This window comes from Kribbella amoyensis (genome assembly GCF_007828865.1).
Lineage (GTDB): Bacteria > Actinomycetota > Actinomycetes > Propionibacteriales > Kribbellaceae > Kribbella > Kribbella amoyensis.
This window is the reverse complement of the sequence record NZ_VIVK01000001.1, coordinates 2,831,703-2,855,404: the sequence shown is the minus strand read 5'-3', so window position 1 is coordinate 2,855,404 and position 23,702 is coordinate 2,831,703. Positions and strand designations below refer to the sequence as shown.

Sequence of the window (23,702 nt, the reverse complement as noted above, 5' to 3'; positions counted from 1 at the left end):
CCCCTCATCGCGGGAAGACCTGGAACTCGTGCAGCGAGTACCCGTACGACGTCGCCCGCTGCGTCCCGACCACCCGCACGTACCGCGCCTGGACCGGGGCGAACCGGGCCACCTCCTGACCACCGTCCCCGTTGCTCCGGGCAAACACCTGCTGCCAGTTCACGTTGTCCCGGGACACTTCGACCCGGTACTGCCGCGCGTACGCCGACTCCCACTGCAGCACCGCCCGGCCAATGGTCTTCTCGGCGCCGAGATCCACCTTGAGCCACTGTGGATCGGACCAAGCGCTCGCCCACCGCGTCTTCGGATCCCCGTCCACCGCCTTCGCCGGCGGGTACGAGCCGAGCAGCCCGCTCTCGTAACTGCTCGCCGTCGCCGGCCGGCCCGCGGCGAGGTTGCTCACGTCGTCACCCCGGCGCGCCGGGAACTCGATCACCTGCTGGTACGTCGGCCGGTTCACCCACGCCATCCGGTCCTGGGTGATGCCGCCCATCGGCTGGTGCACGATCTGGTCCGCGCAGAACTGGTCCCCGGCGGCGCAGTCGGCCGTCGCCGGATAGGTGCTCGCCGCGGGCACCTGGAGCGCGGCCGCGAGGGAGTCGGCGAGGACGGTCCGGCACGAGGTGAGCGAACCACCGCCGCAGTACGTGACCGGTTGCGGCGTCGCGACCGGATCGCCGAGGACCTTGCGCAGATCCCGCTGGACGAAGCCCCACCATCCGTTCTGGAAGGCGGACCCCTGGGCGCCGGGCCGTTCGTCGATCTTCTGCGTGTGCACGAGCGCGTCGTACAACTCGGCACCGAGACCGGACCGGAACTGGGCCGGGACGAGCAACGGCCACCACGCGTCGAGAATGCGGATCGCCTCGGCGTGGTCGTACGTCTTGGACGCCTCGTTCGGTGTCCTGCGGTGGCCGCCGGCCTGCTGCCACACAGTGAGCTTGGCGACCGCGTCCGAGAGCGCCGGATCGGTGATCGGTGCACTCTTCAGCACCCGGAGCAGGTAAGGAAGGACCTGGTCGGCGCGCAGGTCGACGGTGGAGGCGTCCTCCATCGCCTCGACCAACCGGCCGCGGGTGAACTTCTGCCCGGCCCCGATCACGGCCTCGATCCGGTCGTCGAGCGGCTGGCTGCGGTACACCGAGTTGTAGCCGAAGTTGCCGTCCGCGGCCGAGAACCCGGGCGCCTGCTTGTTGTTCCAGCTGGTCAGGTAGTCCTGGTTCACCACCTGCGGGTGCTCGTCCGGCGGCGTGTACGTGGCCCGGTTCGTCCCCGGGTCCCAGCCCTGCCACTCGTAACTGCTCCAGGTCGGCAGGTCCGGATCGGCGCCGGTCGCGCGGACCGGGTTGTCGCCGGAGTTGAAGTACGCGATGTCGGTCTTGTCGGTGTAGAACCAGTTGAACGTGTAGCCGATGTTCGACGCCGCGTCCTGGAAGTCCGCGGCCGAGTGGATCGCGTCCGGGTCGTTGAACAGCATGAACCCGAGCGCCGACCCGGCCTCGTTGCCGTACGTGGACCGGTTCCTCGTGAACAGCACCGGCCGCCCGCCGACGGTCCCCCGATGCGTGACGATCCCGTACTTGGTGCGCTGGGCAACCAACGTGTAGGAGCCGGCCGGTTCGGACGAGCCGAGGCTGGCGTACCACGCGTTGTGCCGCTCCAGCTTCTCGATCGGCAGACACTGGTCCCGGAACAGGTAGTGCGTGGACGCCTTGGTCGGCGTACCGCCGCCCGGTTCGCACAACGGCACGGCGTACGTGTCGGTGATGTCCTGACCGGCGGACGTGGCGCTCCACGAGTAGTCGGCGCCGCGACCGATCAACGTGTAGAAGTTCAGCCCGGCGAACGCGACGCCCCGGGAACTGACGCCGGGTCCCTGCAGCTCCTGGCGCAACAGCAACTGCGGCGCGAAGTACGAGGTCTGCGGGCCGTAGACGGCGATCGGGTTGCCGCTCTCGGTGTGGTCGCCGGAGACGAGCAGCGCGTTCGACATCCCCTTCGACCCGAAGCCCTCGGGGAACACGCCCCCGTCGAAGATCCCGCGCAACGCCTCCTTGCCCTGCTTCTTCATCGGCGGCGTGACACTGCTCTTCGGACGTGCGGCCTTCTTACCCGCGGTACCGGTCTGGTCGACCACGGTCGGCTCGGGCGTCACCGACCCGCGATCGGGCAACGCGCGGCCGGCCGGATTCGGACCGGTCGTGCCGTACGGGAAGGTGGCGCCGTTGTGCACGGTGGTGTTGGCCTCCGGGTCGTTCTGCGATCGGAAGGACTCCCAGACCTCGGTGCCCTGGGCAACGCCGTACTTGGCCTGCGCCTCCAGCAACGCCAACGCGGACGCCATCTCACCGCCACCACCGGTCCCGAAGATCCCCGCGACCACGGCCGCCGTGGCGACCACGTCGGTGACCTTCCACGGCTGCGGGGTCGGCAGACCGAGGGCGATGTACTCACCGGGGTACGCGATGCCGACCGTGGCGATGTAGTGGTTCACCCCGTCGACCCAGGCCTGGATGTCCTTCTGCATCTTCAGCCCGTCGGCCCCGTACCGCTCGTCGGCGTCGTCGAACTGCCGCTGCAACTCCGCCTCGGTGTACGGCGCCGTCTGCCAGAACTCCTGCTCGAACGCACGGTTGCCCGCGGCCCCACCCGCGAACGGCGTCAGCTGCCCCCGGCCGAGATGGCGGAACACGTCCATCACGAACAACCGGTCCTGCGCCCCGGCGTACCCGGCACCGAACATCGTCCCCTCGCGGGTCGTCCCGGTGATGTGCGGAATGCCACGCGACTTGTCCCGGACGACGGTGACGTCCGCGCGCGGTTTCACGGTGCTCGCGACGTCGTCGGGACGGACGCCGAAGGAGGAGTCGTCGAAGTACCCGGCGAGCCCTTCGTCGGTGATACCGGCCGAGTTCCACACCAGCCGCTCGTACGGTTTCACGGTGTCGGAGAAATGCGGTGGGCGAACCCCGAATCCCTTGAAAAGAAGGAGATCCGTGAAGGTGGCGTTGCCGTTCTGGCCGGGTGGGACGATGTCCGCGCACTGCCCGACGCAGTAGTCCGGTGGCGGCACGGCTCGTGGTTGCGCGACGGACTGCGATGGAACGGCGAGGCCGGCGGTCAGTACGGCTCCGATGGCGAGCACGGCAACGGTCTTGCGGGACGGGCGGGGCAGCACGGGGTCCTCCCTCACGACTCGGGGCAGAGCGATGACGGCAGGGGAATGCTCGAAAACTGAGAATGACTCACCAGTAGCTTGGGGTCAAGAGCTGCCCGCGTGGCGCGCCGAAAACCGACAACCCGGCCTTTCACATTCCTTCCCCACCGGGACTTCCAGGTCGCGGCAACCGGTTGCGGTCAATCTCTCGCCAATGACGGTGGGTCACCACTAATGTGATCAAAACCATGAGCATCCATGAGCGGCACCGGTTGAGTGTTGTGGTCAACGCGCGAGGGACGTTCACTCCCCTCGGGGTGTCGCGAAGCTCGGCCGGGGTGGCCGCTGCGGTCGCGGAGGCGTTGCCCGAGTTCTTCGTGATGGACGAGCTCGGGGACCGGGCGAGCGAAGCGATCGCGCATGCCACCGGCGCCCAGGCCGGTGCGGTCGTGCACTGCACCGCGGCCGCGATCACGGTGGCCGTGGCGGCCTCGATGGCGGGCACCGAACCCCGCCGGATCGCGATGCTGCCGGACGCCCGGGACATGCACAACCGCGTCGTCCTGCCGGCCGTGCATGTCGTCGACTACGGCCAGTCCAACCTCCAGGCGGTCCGGCTGTCGGGAGCGCAGGTCGTGCTCGCCGGCGACGAAACCCGTTGCACCATTGACGATCTGGACGAGGCGCTCGACGGCCCGGACGTGACGTGCCTGCTGCTGACGTCCTCGCGCCTGACCGACGGCGAGCCGCTCGACCTGACCGCCGCGGTCCGTGCCGCGCACCGCCGCGGAGTACCGGCGATCATCGACGGAGCGGCCCAGCTCCCCCGGACGGCGGACCTGCTCGCCACCGGTGCGGACCTGGTGCTGGTGAGCGGGCAGAAGTACCTCGCGTCGCCGACGGCCGGGCTGATCTGCGGGACGCGGTCGCTGGTCCAGGCGGTCCGGGCCCAGGAACGCGGCATCGGGCGCGGGATGAAGCCGACCAAGGAAGCCGTCATCGGTGTCCTCACCGCCCTCGAGGAGTGGCAGGCGATGGACCGGGCCAAGTGGGAGGCGGACCAGGACGCGAAGGTCAGTTCCTTTGTCCGCAAGGCGAACGAGCTCCCCGGCATCGTCGCCGAGATCCTGCCGGACCCGACCGGGCTGCCGTTGTCGCGTGCCCTGGTCAAGGTGACCCACGCCGAGCGGGTGGCGACCGAGCTGGAGGCGGGCTCGCCGCCGATCTACGTGATCACCGACCGCCAGGCCGACGACGAACTCGTCCTCGAACTGGTCCCGCTGGACCCCGACGAGATCACCCTCATCCTCACCCGCCTGACCGCGATCACCACCCCCACCTAACCCCCTCCCCCTCCCCGCCCCGGCCGCCCCGCCCCGCCCCCGCAGACGCATCTCAGGGGTTAACCCAAGGACTTGCGGGTTGGCCCACCGGATTTCGGTGGGCCAACCCCTGCCTTCGTGGGTTAACCCCTGAGATGGTTGCCGTGTGTCGGCGGGAACTGGCTAATGCTTAGCGCTGGTAGGAGCGGCTGCCGCCGTCGGAACGGTTGTTGTCGCGGCGCTGGCCGTAGCCACCGCGGTCCGACCTGCGCCGGTCGCCGCCCCGGCCCTCGAAGCTGCGACCGCCCGGACGGCCGCTGCCGAACCGCTTGCCGCCCTTGCCGAAGCTCTTCGGCTTAGGGGCCGGAGGCAACGTCACCGGCGTACCGGACGGCTTGCTGCCACCGGTCAGCTCGGTCACCAGGTGGTCGCCCGGACGGGCCCGGACCGGCGAGGCCTCGACCCCGGCGGACTCGGCCAGCCGGATCATCCCGCGCCGCTGGTGCGGCAGGACGAGCGTGACCACGGCACCCTTGCCACCGGCCCGCGCGGTCCGGCCGGCCCGGTGCAGGTAGTCCTTGTGGTCCGCCGCCGGGTCCGCCTGGACGACCAGGCCGACGTCGTCGACGTGGATGCCGCGGGCCGCGACGTCCGTGGCCACGAGCACCGGTACCAACCCGTCCTTGAACTGGTCCAGCGTCCGGTTCCGCGCACCCTGGGTCAGGCCGCCGTGCAACGCGGCCGCCATCACGCCGCGGTCCCGCAACTGGGTGGCGACGCGATCGGCGCCCAGCTTGGTCCGGACGAAGACGATGGTGCGGCCGTCGCGGCTGGCCAGCTCGGCCGTCAGCGACTGCTTGTGCCCCGGCTCGATGACGAGCAGGTGGTGCTCCATCGTGGTGACCGCGGCCTGCGCCGCGTCGGTCGAGTGCACGACCGGGTCCTTCAGGTACGTCTTCACGATGGTGTCGACGTCGTTGTCCAGGGTCGCCGAGAACAGCAGCCGCTGGCCCTCCGCCGGGGTCATGTCGAGCAGCGTGGTGACGGCCGGCATGAAGCCCATGTCGCACATGTGGTCGGCCTCGTCGAGGACGGCCACCTCTACCGCACCGAGGTCGGCCGCGCCCTGCTCGCACAGGTCGATCAGCCGGCCCGGCGTCGCGATCAGCAGGTCGACCCCGCGCCGGAGCGCGTCGATCTGCTTCGGGTACGGCAGGCCGCCGGCGATCAGCTTGATCGACACGTTCATCACGTGCGCGAGCGGCTCGAGCGCGTCGTGCACCTGCATCGCCAGCTCACGCGTCGGCACCAGCACCACGCCCCGCGGCCGGCGCGACTCGGTCCGGCCACCGGCCAGCCGCATCAGCGTCGGCAGGCCGAAGCCCAGCGTCTTCCCGGACCCGGTCTGGCCGCGGCCGAGCACGTCCTTGCCGGCCAGCGCGTCCGGGATGGTGGCGGCCTGGATCGGGAACGGCGAGGTGATGCCGTCCCGGGCCAGCCGCTGCACCAGCCGCGGCGCCAGCCCGAGCTCGGCGAACTTGTTGCCCTCAGCAACTTCGCCGAGGTCGACCGGCTGCTCGTCACGCACCGGCGCCGGACGCTCGTCCCGCCGGTCGTCCCGGTTGAAGCTGCGGCGGTCGTCGCGCTGGTACCCCGGCCGGTCGTCGCGGCCGAAGCTGCGGCGGTCGTCGCGGTTGTAGGTCTTGCGGTCGTCGCGGCCGTTGGAGCCACGGTCGTCGCGCTGGTACGCCGGACGGTCGCTGCGCTGGTACCCACCGCGGTCGTCCCGGTTGAAGCTCCGGCGGTCGTCCCGCTGGTACCCCGGCCGGTCGTCGCGGTTGAAGCTACGACGGTCGTCGCGCTGGTACCCACCGCGGTCGTCCCGGTTGAAGCTACGACGGTCGTCGCGGCCGTTGGAGCCACGGTCGTCGCGCTGGTACGCCGGACGGTCGGTGCGCTGGTACCCACGGTCGTCGCGCTGGTACCCGCGGTCGCCGGAGGAGTTCGCGCGCTCGGCGCGGTAGCCCTTCACCGGGCGGTCGCCGCGCCGGTCGTAGCCGTTGTCGCGGCGGTCGTAGCTCTTGCCGTCCCGGGATCCCCGGTCGGAGTACTGGCTGGGTCCGCCCCGGCGGTCGCCGCGGACGGTGTCGTCGCGCACGTCACCGCGCGCCTGGGGCTCGGCAGCCGCGGCGGCGGCCATCCGCTCGCCGTAGGACTGGGTCTGGAACTTCTTGTGCCGCGGCTTCTTCACCCGGCCGTCGGCCCCGGTGCCGTCGGCCGACTGGTACTGCTCCTGGTCGTGCTGGGACACGCAAACTCTCTCTCAACGTCACGGCCCGATGCCGGATCGGCGCCCACACACGAGCACCGGCCACGAAACATGGCCGGTCGAACGAACAGGGCAGGAGATTGGCATCGACCTGCGGGTGCTATCGCGTTGCACCCATGTCGTCGGGGAACATCAGCCGGATGCTGAAACCGACGGGTCGGAGCGCCTGGGAAAATCTCTGGTGACGCGACTCGCGCACCGACCCGAAAAGTATACCCCGAGCCGGCGCGGCCCTTGACCACGGACGGCCCCCTGCACAAGACCCGGCCGTGTGACCCGTACCACGTCCGCCCGGCCGTCGCGCCGATCTTCAAGCTCGCTTCAGGTCTTGTCCGGCCGTCCTAGGGTGGCGGTATGGCGCAGGAAAACGTTCCCAGCAAGGATCACTGGCTCTCGATCGGGGAGATCGCCGGCCGATCCGGGGTGGCCGCGTCGGCGCTGCGGTTCTACGAGGACCAGGGCCTGATCGCCTCCCGGCGCACGTCGGGGAACCAGCGGCAGTACCAGCGCAGCACGTTGCGGCGGATCGCGTTCGTGCAGGCGGCCCAGCGGGTCGGGCTGGCGCTGGCCGAGATCAAGCAGGCGCTGGACTCGCTGCCGGACGACCGGACCCCGACCCGCGCCGACTGGGCCCGGCTGTCGAAGTCCTGGCGGAGCCGGCTGGACCAGCGGATCACCGAGCTCGAGCGGCTGCGCGACGACCTGGACGGTTGTATCGGCTGCGGCTGCCTGAGCCTGCAGCGGTGCAATCTCTACAACAAGGCGGACCGGCTGGCCGAGCGTGGACCCGGTGCCCGCATCCTGAACGTCGGCATACCCGGCGAGTTATGAGTGTCATAGAACGGCTCGCGCCGAACGCGGGTTAACCCCCGAGTTTCGCGCGATCTGCTGACGCCGCCCGGCCTGGCTTGGCACCATCGGCGATCTGTAGCGCCCAGTAATCCGCTGGTCGCTTTCCGCCACAGATCCGGAGTGAGGCCCTCCATGTCGCATCGCCGTATCCTGAGCTCGCTGGCCGGTCTGGCCGCAGCGGCGCTGGCCGTCCCCGCCTTCGCCGCCACCTCTGCCGCCCAGACCCCGGCGGCCGAGGCCCCCGCCACCTCCACCCCGTCCTCGATCGCCGCGTACACCGGGTCGCCGCAGGACGAGGCCGCCACCAAGGCGTTCTACCAAGCCGTGCTGAAGTCGGCCAAGGCGAAGCAGGCCAAGGCGGCGAAGGCCGGCCAGAAGCTCGACGCCGTCACGGTCACCTACGCCGTCGACGCCCCGACCTTCGCGTCCCAGATCAGCGGCAGCACGTCGATCTGGAACTCCTCGGTCGGCAACGTGACCCTCGTCGAGGGCAGCAACTACGACTTCTACTACACCGAGGGCAACGACCCGCGCGGTTCGTACGCGTCCACCGACGGCCACGGCCGCGGGTACATCTTCCTGGACTACGCGCAGGCCCAGCAGTACGACCCGCTCCGGATCACCGCGCACGAGACCGGTCACGTCCTCGGCCTGCCGGACCACTACACCGGCCCGTGCTCCGAGCTGATGTCCGGCGGCGGCCCCGGCCCGTCCTGCACCAACCCGAACCCGGACGCCAACGAGCGCGCCCGCGTCGACCAGCTCTGGGCGAACGGCTTCACCAAGCGCTGATCCCGAGCTGACCCAAGCCTCCGGCTCGGGACCGCCCGGCAGGGGACGGTTCCGGGCCGGAGTCGGTTCCACCGCACCACTCCCGCCCCTCCGACCGACGGACGTGCCTCCCGCCCCCGGGCACGTCCGTCACCGGGTCAGCGGACCGGGCCGGTCGTGCCGCGGACGACGAGTTCGGGGCGGAAGAGGAACTCCGTGTGCGGGGTCGCGTGGCCGCGGACCTCTTCGAGGAGGGACTGGACCGCGGCCAGGGCCATCGCCTGGACCGGCTGGCGGACCGTGGTCATCGGCGGGTCGGTGAACTCCATCATCGGGGCGTCGTCGTAGCCGACCACGGAGACGTCGGCCGGGACCGACAGGCCGCGCCGGCGGACCGCGCGGATCACGCCGAGCGCCATCATGTCGGAGCCGCAGACGAGCGCGGTCACGCCGGCGTCGAGCAACCGCTGGGCCGCGGCCGCCCCGCCTTCCACGCCGAACATGCTCAGTTCGGTCAGCTCGTCCACGTCCGTGTCGGACAACCCGAGCTGCGCCTTCATGGCGGTCCGGAACCCGGCCAGCTTGCGCTGCACCACGATGAACCGCTCCGGCCCGGAGGCGAACCCGATCCGCCGGTGCCCGAGCGCGACCAGGTGGGACACGGCCAGCTCGGTCGCGGCCGACTCGTCGGAGGAGATGAAGGGCGCCTCCACCCCGGGCAGCCAGCCGTTCACGAACACCACCGGCAGGTTCCGCTCGACCAGGGCCTGGTACCCGGCGTGGTCGGCGCCGGTGTCCGCGTGCAGGCCGGAGACGAAGATGATGCCGGAGACGCCGCGTTCGAGCAGCATCTCGACGTACTCCTCCTCGGTCGCACCGGCCGGGGACTGGGTACACAGCACCGGGGTGAAGCCGCGCTGGGACAGGGCGGACTCGATCACCTGCGCGAACGCGGGAAAGATCGGGTTGATCAGCTCCGGCATCACCAGCCCGATCAGGCCGGCCGAGCGGCGCCGCAACCGGGTCGGCCGCTCGAAGCCGAGCACGTCCAGCGCGGTCAGGACCGCCTGCCGGGTGTCCTCGGCCACCCCTGGTTTGCCGTTCAGCACCCGCGAGACCGTCGCCTCACTGACCCCCGCCTTGGCCGCGATGTCCGCCAGCCGCGCTCTGCTGCTCACGGCGTGCCACCCTACCTACCGGCCCTGATTCTTGCAGCAAGAGATTGCAAGATCTTGCAGACTCAGACCGCTCAGAGCTGTCCACAACGTGAACAGTACGGACACTTCACACGCCGTACACCTTGTCAGGACGAGCGGGGCAGGTCAGGATGTGTGCACCCCCGCCCGGGGGCCTTTACTACGGATCGTCCGGCACGTTCCTGCCGGTGAAGGGATGTAATCGTCATGGCCACTGTGTCTTTCAAGGCGGCGACCCGGGTGTACCCCGGCTCCGAGACCCCCGCCGTCGACAAGCTCAACCTCGAGATCGAGGACGGCGAGTTCATGGTGCTCGTCGGCCCGTCGGGTTGCGGTAAGTCCACCTCGCTCCGGATGCTCGCCGGCCTCGAAGAGGTCAACGAGGGCTCCATCTACATCGGCGACCGCGACGTCACGCACCGTCCGCCGAAGGAGCGGGACATCGCGATGGTGTTCCAGAACTACGCGCTCTACCCGCACATGTCGGTCGCCGACAACATGGGCTTCGCGCTGAAGATGCAGGGTGTCTCCAAGGAGGACCGGGCCAAGCGGGTGCAGGAAGCCGCCAAGCTGCTCGGCCTGGAGGAGTACCTGGACCGCAAGCCGAAGGCGCTGTCCGGTGGTCAGCGTCAGCGGGTCGCCATGGGCCGCGCCATCGTGCGTAACCCGCAGGTCTTCCTGATGGACGAGCCGCTGTCGAACCTCGACGCCAAGCTGCGGGTGCAGACCCGTACGCAGATCGCCGAGCTGCAGCAGCGTCTCGGTGTCACCACCGTCTACGTCACCCACGACCAGGTCGAGGCCATGACGATGGGCGACCGGGTGGCGGTGCTCAAGGACGGTCTGCTCCAGCAGGTCGACACGCCGCTGAACCTGTACGACCACCCGAAGAACAAGTTCGTGGCCGGCTTCATCGGCTCGCCCGCGATGAACCTGCTGACCGCGGACATCGCCGAGGGTGGCGCCAAGGTCGGCGACTACATCATCCCGATCGAGCGCTCGGTGCTGTCGAAGGCCGGCAACGACTCGACCCTGACCGTCGGGGTTCGCCCGGAGGCCTTCAAGGTCGCCGACGAGGGCCTGCCGGTGAAGGTCGCCGTCGTCGAGGAGCTCGGCGCCGACGCGTACCTGTACGGCACCGCGGAGCACAACAACGAGCACCAGCAGATCGTGGCGCGCATCGACGCCCGGATGCCGGTCGAGAAGGGCTCGACGGTCCGCCTGGCCGCCGTCCCGGAGAAGCTGCACCTGTTCTCCACCTCGACCGAGGAGCGTCTGACGGCCTGATCCGCCGCACCGCGTGACGCCGGCCCCGCAGTGGTTCGCCACTGAGGGGCCGGCGTTTTTCGTCGGTACTAGTTGACGTCGCGGCGAGCGAAGACGACGCCGCCCAGCAGGACCAGGACGACGGCGAGCACCCCGAGGTACCAGGCGCCGTGCTCGAACGAGAGCGTCTTCTCGATCGACGTGCAGGTGTACATCCCGTCGGACCCGGTCTGGCAGTTGTCCACCCAGTACCGGGTGTCGTGCTGCACCCAGGCGTCGATGTTCAGCCGCAGCAGCCACGGTTGCGCCTTGGTCAGGAAGCCGCCGAACACGCCCTCCACCAGGACGACGTACCCCATCGCGACCCCGATCGCGGCCGCCGTGTGCCGGAGCAGGACCCCGAGGACGCAGCCCAGCGCACCCGCGACCGCGGCGAGCGCGGCCGACCGTACCGCCGTCGCCAGCAGGTCGTTCCACTGGTCGGCCGAGGTCGCTGTCCCGTTGCCGACCGTCTCCACGATCAGGACCGTGCCACCGATCAGTACCGCGAGGACCGCGACCAGGAACGGCGCCATGCCGGTCACCATCCCGAGCAGCTTGCTGCCGTAGACGCGGGTCCGCCGTGGTTCGAACGTGAGCCAGTTGCCCAACGACCCAGAGCTGAACTCCGCGCCCACGAAGCTCGCCCCGATCAGGAACGCGGCCGCCGCCAGCAGGTACGACGAGCCGTGCAACAGCTCCGGCATCGTCTCGGCGAAGGTGAACCGGGGCCGGCCGAAGTCCGCCGGCTTCGGTTCGGGGAACGAGCAGAACTCCTCGATCGCCGGCTTCGGGTCCGGCGCGTTCGCGTAGTCGGTCTCGCACTGCGCCTTGTTCGCGGCGGCGTTGCTGACCCAGTCCTTGTGCGCCATCTCGAACTGCGCCTGCGCGGTCCGCAGTTCGGCGTCCGACAACGGCCGGGCACTGCGCCAGGTGGCGAACAGGAGCAGCCCGACGATCACCACGACGCCGGCGATTCCGATCAGGGTGAGCCGCCGGGCGTACAGCCGCCGCAGCTCGACCTTGGCCAGCCCGATCATCGGTGACCTCCGAGACCCTCGTCCGCGGTGAGCTGCAGGAACACCGACTCCAGATCGACCCGGACCGGGACCAGCTCGGAGACATACAGCTCGCGCCGCGCCAGCCGCCGGGTCACCTCGGCCGGCTCCTGCGCGCCGTCCACCAGCAGATGGTTGCCCTCGCTCCGTACCTTCAGCCCCGCCTCGGTGAGGATCCGGGCCGCCTCCTGAAGGTTGTCAACGGCAACCTTCACGGTGGTGCCGGTGGAACTGCCGAGGACCTCGGCCACGGTCCCGGACGCGAGCAGCCGACCGTGGCCGATGATCGACACGGTGTCGGCCACCTGTTCCACCTCGGCCAGGATGTGGCTGCTCACCAGCACGGTCCGGCCCTGGGCACCGAGGTCGCGCATGGTCTCGCGGATCTCCCGGATCCCGGCCGGGTCGAGGCCGTTCGTCGGTTCGTCGAAGATCAGCAGGTCGGGCTTCTTGAGCAGCGTCGCCGCGATCGCCAGCCGCTGCTTCATCCCGAGCGAGTAGGTCCGGAACTTGTCCTTGCCGCGCTCCCCCAGTGAGGTCTCGGCCAGCACCTCGCCGACCCGGCCGCGCGGCGCCCCGATCGCGTCGGCGAGCAGCTCGAGGTTCTTCCGCCCGGTGAAGGCCGGGAAGAACTTCGGCGACTCGACGATCGCGCCGACACGGGACACCACCGCCGGCAACCGCCGCGGAACCGGCTCGCCGAACACGGTCATCGTGCCCGCGTCGGCCCGGACCAGGCCGAGCAGCATCCGGATCGACGTGGTCTTGCCCGAGCCGTTCGGCCCGAGGAACCCGTGCACGCCACCGGCCGGTACGTCGAGATCCAGCCCCTCCACCGCGACCACCCGCCGGCCGCGCCGGGTGCGGTACGTCTTCCGCAGCCCGCGCGTACTGATCGCCAGCTCCGTCATGCCACCTCCTCCTGCTCACTGTCCGCTGGAAGACGCTCACCCTGACAGATTTGTTCGCGACCCGCGCGGAGGCGCTCCGGAAATTACCCCCACCCGGTATGGGCGGCGGGCTTGCGCTGGATACCCCAAGGGGGTAACTTCTGGGGTGTCGACATACCCCCATGGGGTAGCACGGAAGAGAGAAGGACCGCCATGACCACCCAGCAGGACCAGCAGCCGGGGCAGGACCGAACCGACGGCACCGCCGGCCACGTGCACGGCTACACGGCCGAGAAGTCCAGCCACCTGAAGCGGCTGCGCCGGATCGAGGGTCAGATCCGGGGCCTGCAGCGGATGGTCGAGGAGGACAAGTACTGCATCGACATCCTGACCCAGGTGTCGGCCGCGACCAAGGCGCTCCAGTCGTTCTCGCTGGAACTGCTGGACGAGCACCTGTCGCACTGCGTCGTCGAGGCCGCCCAGAGGGGCGGCGCGGAGGCCGAGGAGAAGGTCCGCGAGGCCTCCGACGCGATCGCCCGCCTCGTCCGCAGCTGATCCACCCCACGCACACCCTTTCCAGAAGGAGCCCGATATGACCACCACCACGTACTCCGTCAGCGGCATGACCTGCGGGCACTGCACCGCCGCCGTCACCGAGGAGATCAGCAAGCTGAGCGGCGTCCAGCAGGTCAGCATCGACCTGAACGCCGGCGGCACCTCCGCGGTGCACGTGACGAGCGAGTCCGCCCTCGAGGAGTCGGCCGTCCGGGAGGCCGTCGACGAGGCGGGCTACGAACTGGTCGCGTCATGAGCCGGGCTGTCGCACTCCGGCTCGGCGCGTTCGCCGGTGCGCTGGCGCTGGCGTTCGCCGGTGCGTTCGCGATCGGTTCCGCGGTCGACCCGGTCGCGGCAGCCGACCCGGCCCCGAAGGCGGAGAGCACCGGGATGGGCGAGATGGACGGTCCGGGGATGGGTGGCGACGAGCACGCCGACGAGCCCGGTACCGAGCAGGGCCACGGCGAGGGACACGGCGACCCGGCGGCGCAACCGCCCGGGCTCGCGGTGTCCCAGTCCGGGTACACGCTGGTCCCGGTGACCACGTTCTTCCAGCCGAAGAAGCAGGAGACGCTGCGGTTCGCGATCCACGGTCCGGACGGCAAGCCGGTCACGAAGTACACCGCGACCCACGAGAAGAACCTGCACCTGATCGCCGTCCGGCGGGACCTGTCCGGGTTCCACCACGTGCACCCGACGATGGCGGCCGACGGGACGTGGAGCATCCCGTTCACGTTCACCGCCGGTGGGACCTGGCGGTTGTACGCGGACTTCCAGCCCGCCGCCCTCGAGAAGCCGCTGACCCTCGGGACCGACGTGAACGTGTCCGGGCTGTACGTCCCGGTCCCGTTGAACGAACCGGCCGCGGTGAGCACCATCCACGGGTACGTCGTGACCCTGGCCGGGAAGCCGGCCGCCGGCAAGGAGGCCGAGCTGACCTTCACCGTGACCAAGGACGGCAAGCCGGTCACCGACCTGCAGCCGTACCTCGGCGCCTTCGGGCACCTGGTGTCCCTGCGCAGCGGCGACCTCGCCTACCTGCACAACCACCCGGCGCAGACCGCGAAGGCGGGCCAGAAGGGCGGACCGGGGATCTCCTTCGGCACCACCTTCCCGACCGCGGGGACGTACAGCCTGTTCCTGGACTTCCAGCACGCGGGCGCGGTCCACACGGCCGAGTTCACCGTCGAGGTGGACGCCGACGGGACCGAGATCGTCCCGCCGACCGAACTGCCCCGGGCCACCCCGACCCACGCCAGTACGCCCCACGGCCACTCCTGAAAGGAGGCACACACATGACGACCCCGGAATCGGGCCAGTCCGTCGAGCTGATCATCGGTGGCATGACGTGCGCTTCCTGCGCGGCCCGGGTGGAGAAGAAGCTGAACCGGATGGACGGCGTCACCGCCACGGTGAACTACGCCACCGAGAAGGCCAAGGTCACCTACCTCGACGGGATCAGCACCGACGACCTGGTGGCCACCGTCGAGGCGACCGGGTACACCGCGGCGCTGCCCGCCCCGGCTGTTGCTGACAGCAACGAATCGGGCGAGCCGGCCGACGAGCTGAAGCCGTTGCGGGAGCGGCTGATCACCAGCATCGTGCTCGCCGTCCCGGTCATCGCGCTCGGCATGATCCCCGCACTGCAGTTCGACTTCTGGCAGTGGGCCTCGCTGACACTGGCGGCGCCCGTCGTCACCTGGGCGGCCTGGCCGTTCCACAAGGCGGCCTGGACGAACCTGCGGCACGGTGCCGCGACGATGGACACGCTGATCTCGCTCGGCGTGGTCACCTCGTTCGTCTGGTCGGTGTACGCGCTGTTCCTCGGCGGGGCCGGCGAGCCCGGGATGAAGATGCCGTTCACGCTGATCCCGTCCAGGGGCGGCGGCGCCGAGGAGATCTACCTCGAGGTCGCGGCCGGGGTCACCACGTTCATCCTGGCCGGTCGGTACTTCGAGGCGCGGGCGAAGCGTCGCTCCGGGGCGGCCCTGCGCGCCCTGCTCGAACTGGGCGCCAAGGACGTCGCCGTCCTGCGCGGTGGCGTGGAGCAGCGGATCCCGGCCGACCAGCTCGTCGTCGGCGACGAGTTCGTGGTCCGGCCGGGCGAGAAGATCGCCACCGACGGCGTGATCGTCACCGGCAGCAGTGCCGTGGACGCGTCGATGCTGACCGGCGAGTCGGTGCCGGTCGAGGTCGGCGAGGGCGATGCCGTCGTCGGCGCGACCGTGAACGCGGGCGGCCGGCTGGTCGTCCGGGCCACCCGGGTCGGCGCGGACACCCAGCTCGCGCAGATGGCACGGCTGGTCGAGGACGCGCAGAACGGCAAGGCCGCGGTGCAGCGGCTGGCCGACCGGATCTCCGCGGTGTTCGTGCCAATCGTGATCGGGCTGGCGCTGGGCACGCTCGGGTTCTGGCTCGGCAACGGGTCCGCGGCGGAGGTCGCGTTCACGGCGGCCGTCGCGGTACTGATCATCGCCTGCCCGTGCGCCCTCGGCCTGGCCACGCCGACCGCGTTGCTGGTCGGGACCGGACGCGGGGCCCAGCTGGGCATCCTGATCAAGGGTCCCGAGGTGCTCGAGTCCACTCGCCGCGTCGACACCGTCGTGCTGGACAAGACCGGCACGGTGACCACCGGCCGGATGGAGCTCGCCGACGTGCTGCTGGCCGACGGCGAGGAGCGCGCCGAGGTACTGCGGCTGGCTGGCGCCCTGGAGCACTCCAGCGAGCACCCGATCGCGCAGGCCGTCGCCCGGGCCGCCGCCGACGAGACCGGCAAGCTGCTCGAGGTCGAGGACTTCGGCAACGTCGAGGGACTCGGGGTGCAGGGCATCGTCGACGGTCACGCCGTCCTGGTCGGCCGGGTCCGGTTGCTGGAGGAGTGGAGCCAGTACCTGCCCGACGACCTGGCCCACGCCAAGGAGCACGCCGAGGCCGAGGGCAGTACGGCGGTCGCCGTCGGCTGGGACGGCAAGGCGCGGGCAGTGCTCGTCATCGCCGACACCGTGAAGCCGAGCTCGGCCGAGGCGGTCCGGCAACTGAAGGACCTCGGGCTGCGGCCCGTCCTGCTCACCGGCGACAACGAGGCGGTCGCTCGCAAGGTGGCCGCGGAGGTGGGCATCGACGAGGTGATCGCCGAGGTCCTGCCGGCCGACAAGGTGGACGTGGTGAAGCGGCTGCAGAGCGAAGGCCGCGTGGTCGCGATGGTCGGCGACGGCGTGAACGACGCGGCCGCCCTGGCCCAGGCCGACCTCGGCCTGAGCATGGGCACCGGGACCGACGTGGCGATCGAGGCCAGCGACCTGACCCTGGTCCGCGGCGACCTCCGCGCCGCCGCGGACGCGATCCGCCTCTCCCGCCGCACCCTGGCCACGATCAAGGGCAACCTGTTCTGGGCCTTCGCCTACAACGTGGCCGCCCTGCCGATCGCGGCAGCCGGCCTCCTCAACCCCATGCTGGCCGGCGCAGCCATGGCCTTCAGCTCAGTCTTCGTCGTCACCAACAGCCTCCGCCTCCGCCGCTTCCAGCCCCTCACCGGCTCAGGTGTGGCCGTTCGGGCACAGTCGGAGAAGTGACCGAACGACAACATTCCCGATTGTGGCCGTTCGACAACATTTGCTAATGTTGTCGAACGGCCACATCATGAAGGGTGCACATGGAGGTCCATACCGTCCGTGACCTGGGCGCAGCCGTCCGGCAGGCGCGCCGCCGGCGAGGGATGAGCCAGGCGGAGCTCGCGGAACTCGCCGGCGTCTCGCGGGAATGGCTGGTGCGCCTCGAACAGGGCCACCCTCGACTTGAGGCCCAGCTCGTCCTCGACGCACTCGCGGCAGTCGGGCTGACGGTCCTGACGACGAGCACGGAGCAACCGGCCGAGGACACGGTCGAGGCAACCTGGGACGACCTGCTGTCCGGCCTGTCACGGAGAACCGCCAACCACGATCCAGCTCAGGGTGAGGACACCACCACCGGAGAGGATCGAGAAGATGGCTGAGGAACACCTGATCATCTATCTCGACGGCCGCCAGGTGGGAACACTCACGCAGAACGCGCAAGGCCGGTTGGCCTTCGACTACCTCGACGAGTACCGAGCCGAATCCACCGGAGCGCCGCTGTCGCTTTCGATGCCAAAGGCCATCAAGTCGCACCGCCACAAGGCGGTTTCGGCCTTTACCGTCGGGCTGCTCCCGGACAGTGAGGCCGCGCTGCAGCGGCTCGGCCGCAAGTACGGAGTCTCGGCCAACAACCCGTTCGCCCTCCTACGCCAGATCGGCAGAGACGCCGCGGGCGCGGTTCAGGTACTACCGGAGGACCACGCTTGCCCTGACGCCGCCACGCGACAAGGGGACGTCGAATGGCTCGACGCGACGGCGATGGAGCAGACGCTCACCGAGCTGGCCAGAAGCCCGGAGACCTGGGACGCCGGCCGCAACGCCGGGCGCTGGAGTCTCGCCGGCGCCCAGAGCAAGATCGCGCTCTTCCGCTCCGACGAAGGACGCTGGGGCATCCCGCTCGACTCCACGCCGACCACGCACATCCTCAAGCCGTCGATGCCGAACTACCAAGGACACCACCTCAACGAGCATCTCTGCCTCCGAGCGGCCCAGCTGTGCGGACTCGCGGCGGCGAACACCGAACTGCTCGCCGGCGACAACTACGAGGTACTCATCTCCCAGCGGTACGACCGGGTCCAGCAGAACGGCCGCTGGCGGCGGCTTCATCAGGAGGACCTGTGCCAGGCGCTCGCCGTCCAGCCCAGTAAGAAGTACCAGTCCGACGGTGGCCCCGGAGTGAGCGAGATCGGCAAGCTGCTCACGACGAACAGTCCTCGCTCGTCTCGCCCGGACAACACGCGCCGGATGTTCGACGCTCTCGTCTACAACGTCGCGATCGCCGCGACCGACGCGCACGCCAAGAACTTCTCGGTACTCCTCGGCGCTCGTGACATCCGCCTGGCGCCCCTGTACGACATGGCGTCGATCCTCCCCTACGATCGCGAACCCGGTCCGCAGTCCGCGATGAAGATCGGCCGGACCTGGGATCTCGGCCAGGTCACCGACAAGGACTGGGCGATCGTCGGAGCACGCCTCGCCATCCCCGAGGACGAGTCGGTCGCCCGCGCGCGGGACCTCCGCGCACGAGTACCAGAGGTGTTCGCCCAGGCCGCGGAAGAGCCTGCTGTCCCGGCCAGACTACGTCCCAGAGCTCAGTGGATCGCCGAGTTGATCGCCGCCAATATCGACGGCCGCCGCGATCGCTGGGGACGGCTGGATGTTCCTGCCTGGCAAGAACCCTGAGCGAAGCCTCCGGCCTTCGGTCAGTGGAGCCAGGCGGTGGTGTCGGTGGGGACGTGGCCTTGGTCGAGGGGGGCGCTGGTGAGGAGGACTTCCTTGTGGGGTGGGAGGGGGATGGGGTCGGGGGTGAGGTTGACGAGGCAGTGCAGGCCTGAGTCGCGGGTGAAGGCGAGGGTGCCGGGGGTGGAGTTCTGCCAGGTCAGGGTGCCGTCGCCGAGGTGGGTTCGGCGGAGCTGGAGGGCTTCGCGGTAGAGGGTGAACATCGAGTTCTGGTCGGCGCGCTGGGACTCGACGGTGAGGTTCTTCCAGTCGGCGGGTTGCGGGAGCCACGGGGTACCGGCGCCGAAGCCGAACGGGGGTTCCTGGCCGGACCACGGGAGCGGGACCCGGCAGCCGTCGCGGCCGCGGTCGGTACCGCCGGAGCGGGCGAAGATCGGGTCCTGCAACAGGTCGTCGGGGAGGTCCTCCACCTCGGGCAGGCCGAGCTCCTCGCCCTGGTAGACGTACAGACCACCCGGTAACGCCATCGCGAGCAACGCGGCCGCGCGGGCCCGGCGTTCACCGAGGACCGGGTCGGTCGGCATCCCGTGCTTGCGGTCCTGGTGGGAGAACGACGTGTCCGGCCGGCCGTACTTGGTGACCGGGCGGGTGACGTCGTGGTTCGACAGGACCCAGGTCGGCGGGGCGCCGATCGGGACGTGGGTGGTCAGGGTCAGGTCGATCGACGCGCGCAACTCGTCCGCGTCCCACGGCCGGGACAGGAAGTCGAAGTTGAACGCGGTGTGCATCTCGTCCGGGCGCAGGTAGAGCGCGAACCGTTCCTGGTCCGGCATCCACATCTCGCCGACCAGGAAGCGGTCCTGGTACTCGTCGGTGATCGCCCGCCAGCCCCGGTACACCTCGTGCACCTCGTCGTGGTCCGTGTACGACTCCTCGACGCTGGCCAGGTCCTTGAAGAGCACGGCCGCGCTGTCGATCCGGATCCCGTCGACCCCGCGATCCAGCCAGAACCGCAGGATCGCGTGGAACTCGTCGACCACTTCGGGATTGCGCCAGTTGAAGTCGGGCTGTTCCGGCGCGAACAGATGCAGGTACCACTGGCCGTCCTCGACCTGGGTCCAGGCGGGACCGTTGAAGATGGACTGCCAGTCGTTCGGCGGCAGGCCCCCGGCCCGGCCGTCGCGGAAGAGGAAGCGCTCGCGTTCCGGCGATCCGGGCGTGGCCGCCAGCGCCTGGACGAACCAGTCCTGCTGGTCCGACCCGTGGTTCGGCACGATGTCGATGATGGTCCGGATCCCGAGCGCGTGCGCCTCGGTCACGTACGCCTCCGCCTCGGCCAGGGTGCCGAAGCTCGGGTCGATCGCGCGGTAGTCGGCCACGTCGTACCCGCCGTCGGCCATCGGGGACGGGTACCACGGGTTCAGCCAGATCGCGTCGACGCCGAGCTCGGCCAGGTACGGCAGCCGCGCCCGCAGCCCGGCGAGGTCGCCGATCCCGTCCCCGTTGCCGTCGGCGAAGCTGCGCAGGTACACCTGGTAGATCGCGGCGCCGCGCCACCACGCGTCGGTCATGCTGTCTCCTTGGGTAGGGATTCGGGATCAGCCCTTGAGGCTGCCGGCGGTGAGGCCCGCCATGATGCTGCGCTGGAACACGAAGAACACTGCGATCGTCGGCAGGCTGGCGATCACCAGCGACGCGATCAGGACGTTCTGCGGCATCTGCGCGGACAGCGACGCGATGCCGACGCTGATCGACATCTTGTCCGTCTCCGGCAGCACCAGCAGCGGCCAGACGAAGTCCTTCCAGACCGTGACGACGGACAGGATCGACACCACGCCGAGGATCGGCCGGGACACCGGCAGCACGATCGACCAGAGGATCCGGACCGGGGAGGCCCCGTCGATCTCGGCCGCCTCCAGCAGTTCGCGCGGGATCGAGTCGAAGAACCGCTTGAGCAGGAAGACGAAGAACCCGTTCGCTGCCGCCGGCAACCAGATCGCCCACGGCGTGTTCAGCAGGTCGAAGTGGAACAGCGGCACGTCCTTGGCGACCAGGTACGTCGGCAACAGCAGGACCATCGGCGGGATCATCAACGTGGCCAGCATCGCCCCGAGGATCACCTTGCCGAAGAACGGCCGCAGCTTGGACAACGCGTACGCCGCGGTCACGTCCACCGCGAGCGTGAACAGCCACGCGCCCCCGGCGTACAGGGCCGTGTTCCTCAGGAAGACGCCGAGTTGGAGTTGTTCCCACGCGTCCTTGTAGACGCCGAAGTCGTACTCCTTCGGGAAGAAGCTCGGCGGGATCTGGGCCAGCTCGTCCGGCGACTTCAGCGCGCCGGTCACCATCCAGTACAACGGGAACACGAAGGCGAGCGTGAACCCGACGACGACCACGACCAGCACGGTCCAGTAGATCAGCCGACCGTGCACGGTCCGCAGCGAGAGCGGTGAGACCAGGCTGCGCGTGGCCGAGGTCGTCCCCTGGTCGCGCTTCTTCCGGGGACGCCGCGGCGCCGGGGCCGAGGTGGTTGCCTTGAGCACCGGTCGTGGAAGCGTGGTGGTCATGCCTGCCCCTCGTTGTCGCGGGAGACGCGCAGGTAGATCGCGGAGAACACCATCAGCACGATCATCAGCAGCAGCCCGAGCGCGCCACCACCACCGAAGTCGCCGAAGTTGAACGCGTACTGGTACATCAGGTACGCCACCGTCACGGTCGCGTTCTCGGGACCGCCGCCGGTCAGCAGGTACGGCTCGATGAACACCTGCATGGTGGCGACCACCTGAAGCAGCAGCATCACCAGCAGGATCAGTTTGGTCTGCGGGATCGTCACGTGCCAGACCCGCCGGAACAACCCGGCTCCGTCCAGCTCGGCCGACTCGTACAGCTCCCCGGGGATGCTCTGCAACGCGGCCAGGTAGATCAGCGTGCCGGTGCCGAGGTTCATCCAGGTGGACACCAGGACGAGCGAGACCAGCGCGGTACTGGTCGAGTCGAGCCAGCTCAACGGTGGCAGACCGAAGCCGTCGAGCACCTGGTTGAACAGTCCCGCGCCGGGATCGTAGAACCACTTGAACAGCAGCACCGCGACGGCCGGCGGCAGCATCACCGGAAGATAGACGACGAACCGCAGGTACGCCTTGGCATGGCGCAGCTCGTTGAGAACGACGGCGAGCACGAACGGCACGGCGTACCCGACGACGAGGGCGAGACCGCTGAACGCGGCCGTGTTCAGCCAGGCCGAGACGAACGCCGGGTCCGCGAACACGGTCCGGAAGTTGTCGAAGCCGACCCACTTCGCCGGATCGACGAAGTTGTTCTCCTGGAAGCTCAGCACGATCTCGCGGATCATCGGGTACCAGGAGAAGAAGGCGAAACAGATCAGCGCCCCGCACAGGAACCCGTACGCCGTCAGGTTCCTGCCGACCGCGCGGCGCGCCGCTCCCGGGTTGGGGGAGCGGCGCACCGACGGTCTGGCGGTGACTGTGGCCATCAGGTGTTCTTGGCGAGAATTTTGTTCGCCTTGCTCTCGGCGTCGGAGAGCAGTTTGTCGATGTCGGCGTCCTTACGGGTGAGGACCGCGGACATGGCCACGTCGAGGACGGCGTACAGCTCCTGCGCCTTCGGCGGTTCGAGCTTGTTGGTGATCCGGGACTGCGCGGTCACGTACGGGGTGAAGTGCTCTACTGGCACCGTCGCGTACTGCTTGCGCAAAGCAACAATCTCCTGGCCGGGCTTGCTGTCGCCGTACAGGTCCGGGATCGGCAGCCCGACCGGCCGGCCCTGCTCCTTCGATCGCGCGTAGTCGAACTGGCCCTTGCCCGGCGTCAGCTCGTGGAACTCCAGCCAGAGCAGGCCGGCCTTGATCTTCTCCGGGCTCGCCTTCGGGTTGAACATGTACCCGTCGCCGCCGCTCAGCGACGCCTTGCCCTCCGACTCCGGCACCGCGGTGACGCCGTAGTCCTCGAACTTGCCCTGGAAGTCGTTGTTCACCGACTGCACCACGTCCGGCGCGCCGATCATCATGCCGAGCTTGCCCGAGCCCATCATGCGCATCAGGTCCTCCCACTGCAGCAGCTGCTTGCTGCCCATGGAGTTGTCGTTCCAGCGCATCTGCTTGAGGTTCTCCAGCACGGCCTTGCCCTCGGCGCTGTTGAACGCCGCGGTCTTGCCGTCCTCGCTGACCATCGAGCCGCCGCGGGCGTACAGCGAGGCGGCGAAGTGCCAGCCGCCGGTGTTGCCCGCGCTGTACTCCCCGAAGCCGACGTAGCCGGCGCCGAGCCCGGCGATCTTGCGAGCCGCCTCCTGGACCTCGGCCCAGGTCTTCGGCGGGGCGTCCGGGTTCAGCCCGGCCTGGCTGAACAGCTTGCGGTTGTAGACCAGGCCCATGTTGTAGTTGTTGCGCGGCAGGCCGTACGTCTTGTCGCCGTCCTTGAACACGCTCTGGACATCGGGCCGGAGGTCGGCGAGCGCCTTCACGTCACCGACGTGGGCGGAGATGTCGGCGGCCTGCTTCGCCTTGATGATCTTCTGGACGTCGGTGTAGTAGACGTAGAACACGTCCTCCTGGGTGCCGCCGGCCAGCTTCGCCTGGAACGTGTCCGGGTTGATGCAGGGGAAGGCGTCCTTGCTCTCGACGGTGATGTTCGGGTGCAGCTTCTGGAACTCGGCGACGTCGGAATCCCAGCCCGCCCGCTCCTTCGGGTTGCTCTTCGGCGGCTGGCAGCCGACGGTGATCGTCACCTTGCTGTCGGCGCCGCCGGAGCTCTGGGCGGACGGCTCGTCGCTGTCCCCCGACCCGCAGGACGCGGCCACCAGACCAAGCCCTGCCACGAGCAACAGGCTGAGCGCCCTGCGCTGGCTCGTTGTCCTCATCGATCTGCCCTTCTCGGTACGGAGGGCGAGTCCCGCCCCTGACGTGGTTCCGTACGGTAGGCAACACGACCAGATCAGCGCAATACTTCGATCTGAGTTTG

General features: G+C 69.5%; 19 protein-coding genes. 10 read left to right on the top strand and 9 right to left on the bottom strand.

What is annotated here, in order from left to right; all coding sequences use genetic code 11:
* Window positions 1–4 precede the first annotated feature (4 nt).
* Window positions 5–3,178, bottom strand: a complete 3,174-nt coding sequence (locus FB561_RS13575) for a penicillin acylase family protein (protein ID WP_238334802.1) — start codon at window positions 3,176–3,178, stop codon at window positions 5–7.
* 227 nt (window positions 3,179–3,405) lie between these two features.
* On the opposite strand from FB561_RS13575, the gene FB561_RS13570 reads away from it, so the two are divergent.
* The gene (locus FB561_RS13570) at window positions 3,406–4,500 is read left to right on the top strand and encodes an aminotransferase class V-fold PLP-dependent enzyme (RefSeq protein ID WP_145806615.1); all 1,095 of its coding nucleotides are present in this window, start codon (window positions 3,406–3,408) and stop codon (window positions 4,498–4,500) included.
* A gap of 169 nt (window positions 4,501–4,669) precedes the next feature.
* Here FB561_RS13570 and FB561_RS13565 read toward each other — a convergent pair whose 3' ends face one another.
* Entirely contained in the window at window positions 4,670–6,790 is a 2,121-nt protein-coding gene (locus tag FB561_RS13565; RefSeq protein WP_145806613.1) for a DEAD/DEAH box helicase, read from the bottom strand.
* 372 nt (window positions 6,791–7,162) lie between these two features.
* Between FB561_RS13565 and soxR the strand changes: the two genes are divergently transcribed.
* Together soxR and snpA are read left to right on the top strand one after the other, a co-directional pair.
* Complete coding sequence (gene soxR, locus FB561_RS13560) at window positions 7,163–7,639, top strand: redox-sensitive transcriptional activator SoxR (protein ID WP_145806611.1); 477 nt, start codon at window positions 7,163–7,165, stop codon at window positions 7,637–7,639.
* Window positions 7,640–7,792: 153 nt separating this feature from the next.
* The gene (gene snpA / locus FB561_RS13555; RefSeq protein WP_145806609.1) at window positions 7,793–8,452 is read left to right on the top strand and encodes a snapalysin; all 660 of its coding nucleotides are present in this window, start codon (window positions 7,793–7,795) and stop codon (window positions 8,450–8,452) included.
* Window positions 8,453–8,589: 137 nt separating this feature from the next.
* On the opposite strand, the gene FB561_RS13550 is transcribed toward snpA, so the two are convergent.
* Window positions 8,590–9,609 carry a LacI family DNA-binding transcriptional regulator gene (locus tag FB561_RS13550; protein WP_145806607.1) on the bottom strand — a complete coding sequence of 340 codons (1,020 nt, stop codon included), beginning with the start codon at window positions 9,607–9,609 and terminating at the stop codon, window positions 8,590–8,592.
* A gap of 225 nt (window positions 9,610–9,834) precedes the next feature.
* On the opposite strand from FB561_RS13550, the gene FB561_RS13545 reads away from it, so the two are divergent.
* Window positions 9,835–10,914: an ABC transporter ATP-binding protein gene (locus FB561_RS13545; RefSeq protein WP_145806605.1), complete on the top strand. Its 1,080-nt coding sequence runs from the start codon at window positions 9,835–9,837 to the stop codon at window positions 10,912–10,914.
* A 68-nt stretch (window positions 10,915–10,982) separates the two neighbouring features.
* Here FB561_RS13545 and FB561_RS13540 read toward each other — a convergent pair whose 3' ends face one another.
* Window positions 10,983–11,972, bottom strand: coding sequence for an ABC transporter permease subunit (locus FB561_RS13540; RefSeq protein ID WP_145806604.1), 990 nt, complete (start codon window positions 11,970–11,972; stop codon window positions 10,983–10,985).
* Window positions 11,969–12,901: an ABC transporter ATP-binding protein gene (locus FB561_RS13535; RefSeq protein ID WP_145806601.1), complete on the bottom strand. Its 933-nt coding sequence runs from the start codon at window positions 12,899–12,901 to the stop codon at window positions 11,969–11,971. Before FB561_RS13535 ends, FB561_RS13540 begins: the two co-directional genes overlap by 4 nt.
* Window positions 12,902–13,093: 192 nt before the next feature.
* On the opposite strand from FB561_RS13535, the gene FB561_RS13530 reads away from it, so the two are divergent.
* The 6 genes from FB561_RS13530 to FB561_RS13505 all read left to right on the top strand — a co-directional run bounded on the left by FB561_RS13530 (window position 13,094) and on the right by FB561_RS13505 (window position 18,729).
* On the top strand, window positions 13,094–13,435 hold the full coding sequence (locus FB561_RS13530) for a metal-sensitive transcriptional regulator (protein WP_238334801.1): 342 nt from the start codon (window positions 13,094–13,096) through the stop codon (window positions 13,433–13,435).
* Window positions 13,436–13,472: 37 nt separating this feature from the next.
* Window positions 13,473–13,691: a heavy-metal-associated domain-containing protein gene (locus FB561_RS13525; RefSeq protein WP_145806599.1), complete on the top strand. Its 219-nt coding sequence runs from the start codon at window positions 13,473–13,475 to the stop codon at window positions 13,689–13,691.
* Window positions 13,688–14,716 carry a hypothetical protein gene (locus FB561_RS13520; RefSeq protein WP_145806597.1) on the top strand — a complete coding sequence of 343 codons (1,029 nt, stop codon included), beginning with the start codon at window positions 13,688–13,690 and terminating at the stop codon, window positions 14,714–14,716. The genes FB561_RS13525 and FB561_RS13520 overlap by 4 nt, the downstream gene beginning before the upstream one ends.
* Window positions 14,717–14,730: 14 nt before the next feature.
* A complete protein-coding gene (locus FB561_RS13515; protein ID WP_145806595.1) occupies window positions 14,731–17,007 on the top strand; it encodes a heavy metal translocating P-type ATPase in 2,277 nt (758 codons plus the stop codon).
* 80 nt (window positions 17,008–17,087) lie between these two features.
* Window positions 17,088–17,426 (top strand): helix-turn-helix domain-containing protein, encoded by a 339-nt coding sequence (locus FB561_RS13510; RefSeq protein WP_145806593.1) that lies wholly within the window; start codon window positions 17,088–17,090, stop codon window positions 17,424–17,426.
* Complete coding sequence (locus FB561_RS13505) at window positions 17,419–18,729, top strand: type II toxin-antitoxin system HipA family toxin (RefSeq protein WP_145806591.1); 1,311 nt, start codon at window positions 17,419–17,421, stop codon at window positions 18,727–18,729. Before FB561_RS13510 ends, FB561_RS13505 begins: the two co-directional genes overlap by 8 nt.
* 20 nt (window positions 18,730–18,749) lie before the next feature.
* On the opposite strand, the gene FB561_RS13500 is transcribed toward FB561_RS13505, so the two are convergent.
* The 4 genes from FB561_RS13500 to FB561_RS13485 are packed head-to-tail and all read right to left on the bottom strand — an operon-like array spanning window position 18,750 to window position 23,601.
* Window positions 18,750–20,297 carry a glycoside hydrolase family 13 protein gene (locus FB561_RS13500; protein WP_145806589.1) on the bottom strand — a complete coding sequence of 516 codons (1,548 nt, stop codon included), beginning with the start codon at window positions 20,295–20,297 and terminating at the stop codon, window positions 18,750–18,752.
* Window positions 20,298–20,324: 27 nt separating this feature from the next.
* The gene (locus tag FB561_RS13495; RefSeq protein ID WP_145806587.1) at window positions 20,325–21,293 is read right to left on the bottom strand and encodes a carbohydrate ABC transporter permease; all 969 of its coding nucleotides are present in this window, start codon (window positions 21,291–21,293) and stop codon (window positions 20,325–20,327) included.
* Window positions 21,290–22,219, bottom strand: a complete 930-nt coding sequence (locus FB561_RS13490; protein WP_145806585.1) for a carbohydrate ABC transporter permease — start codon at window positions 22,217–22,219, stop codon at window positions 21,290–21,292. Before FB561_RS13490 ends, FB561_RS13495 begins: the two co-directional genes overlap by 4 nt.
* Entirely contained in the window at window positions 22,219–23,601 is a 1,383-nt protein-coding gene (locus FB561_RS13485) for an ABC transporter substrate-binding protein (RefSeq protein WP_145806583.1), read from the bottom strand. Before FB561_RS13485 ends, FB561_RS13490 begins: the two co-directional genes overlap by 1 nt.
* Between the last annotated feature and the right edge of the window lie 101 nt (window positions 23,602–23,702).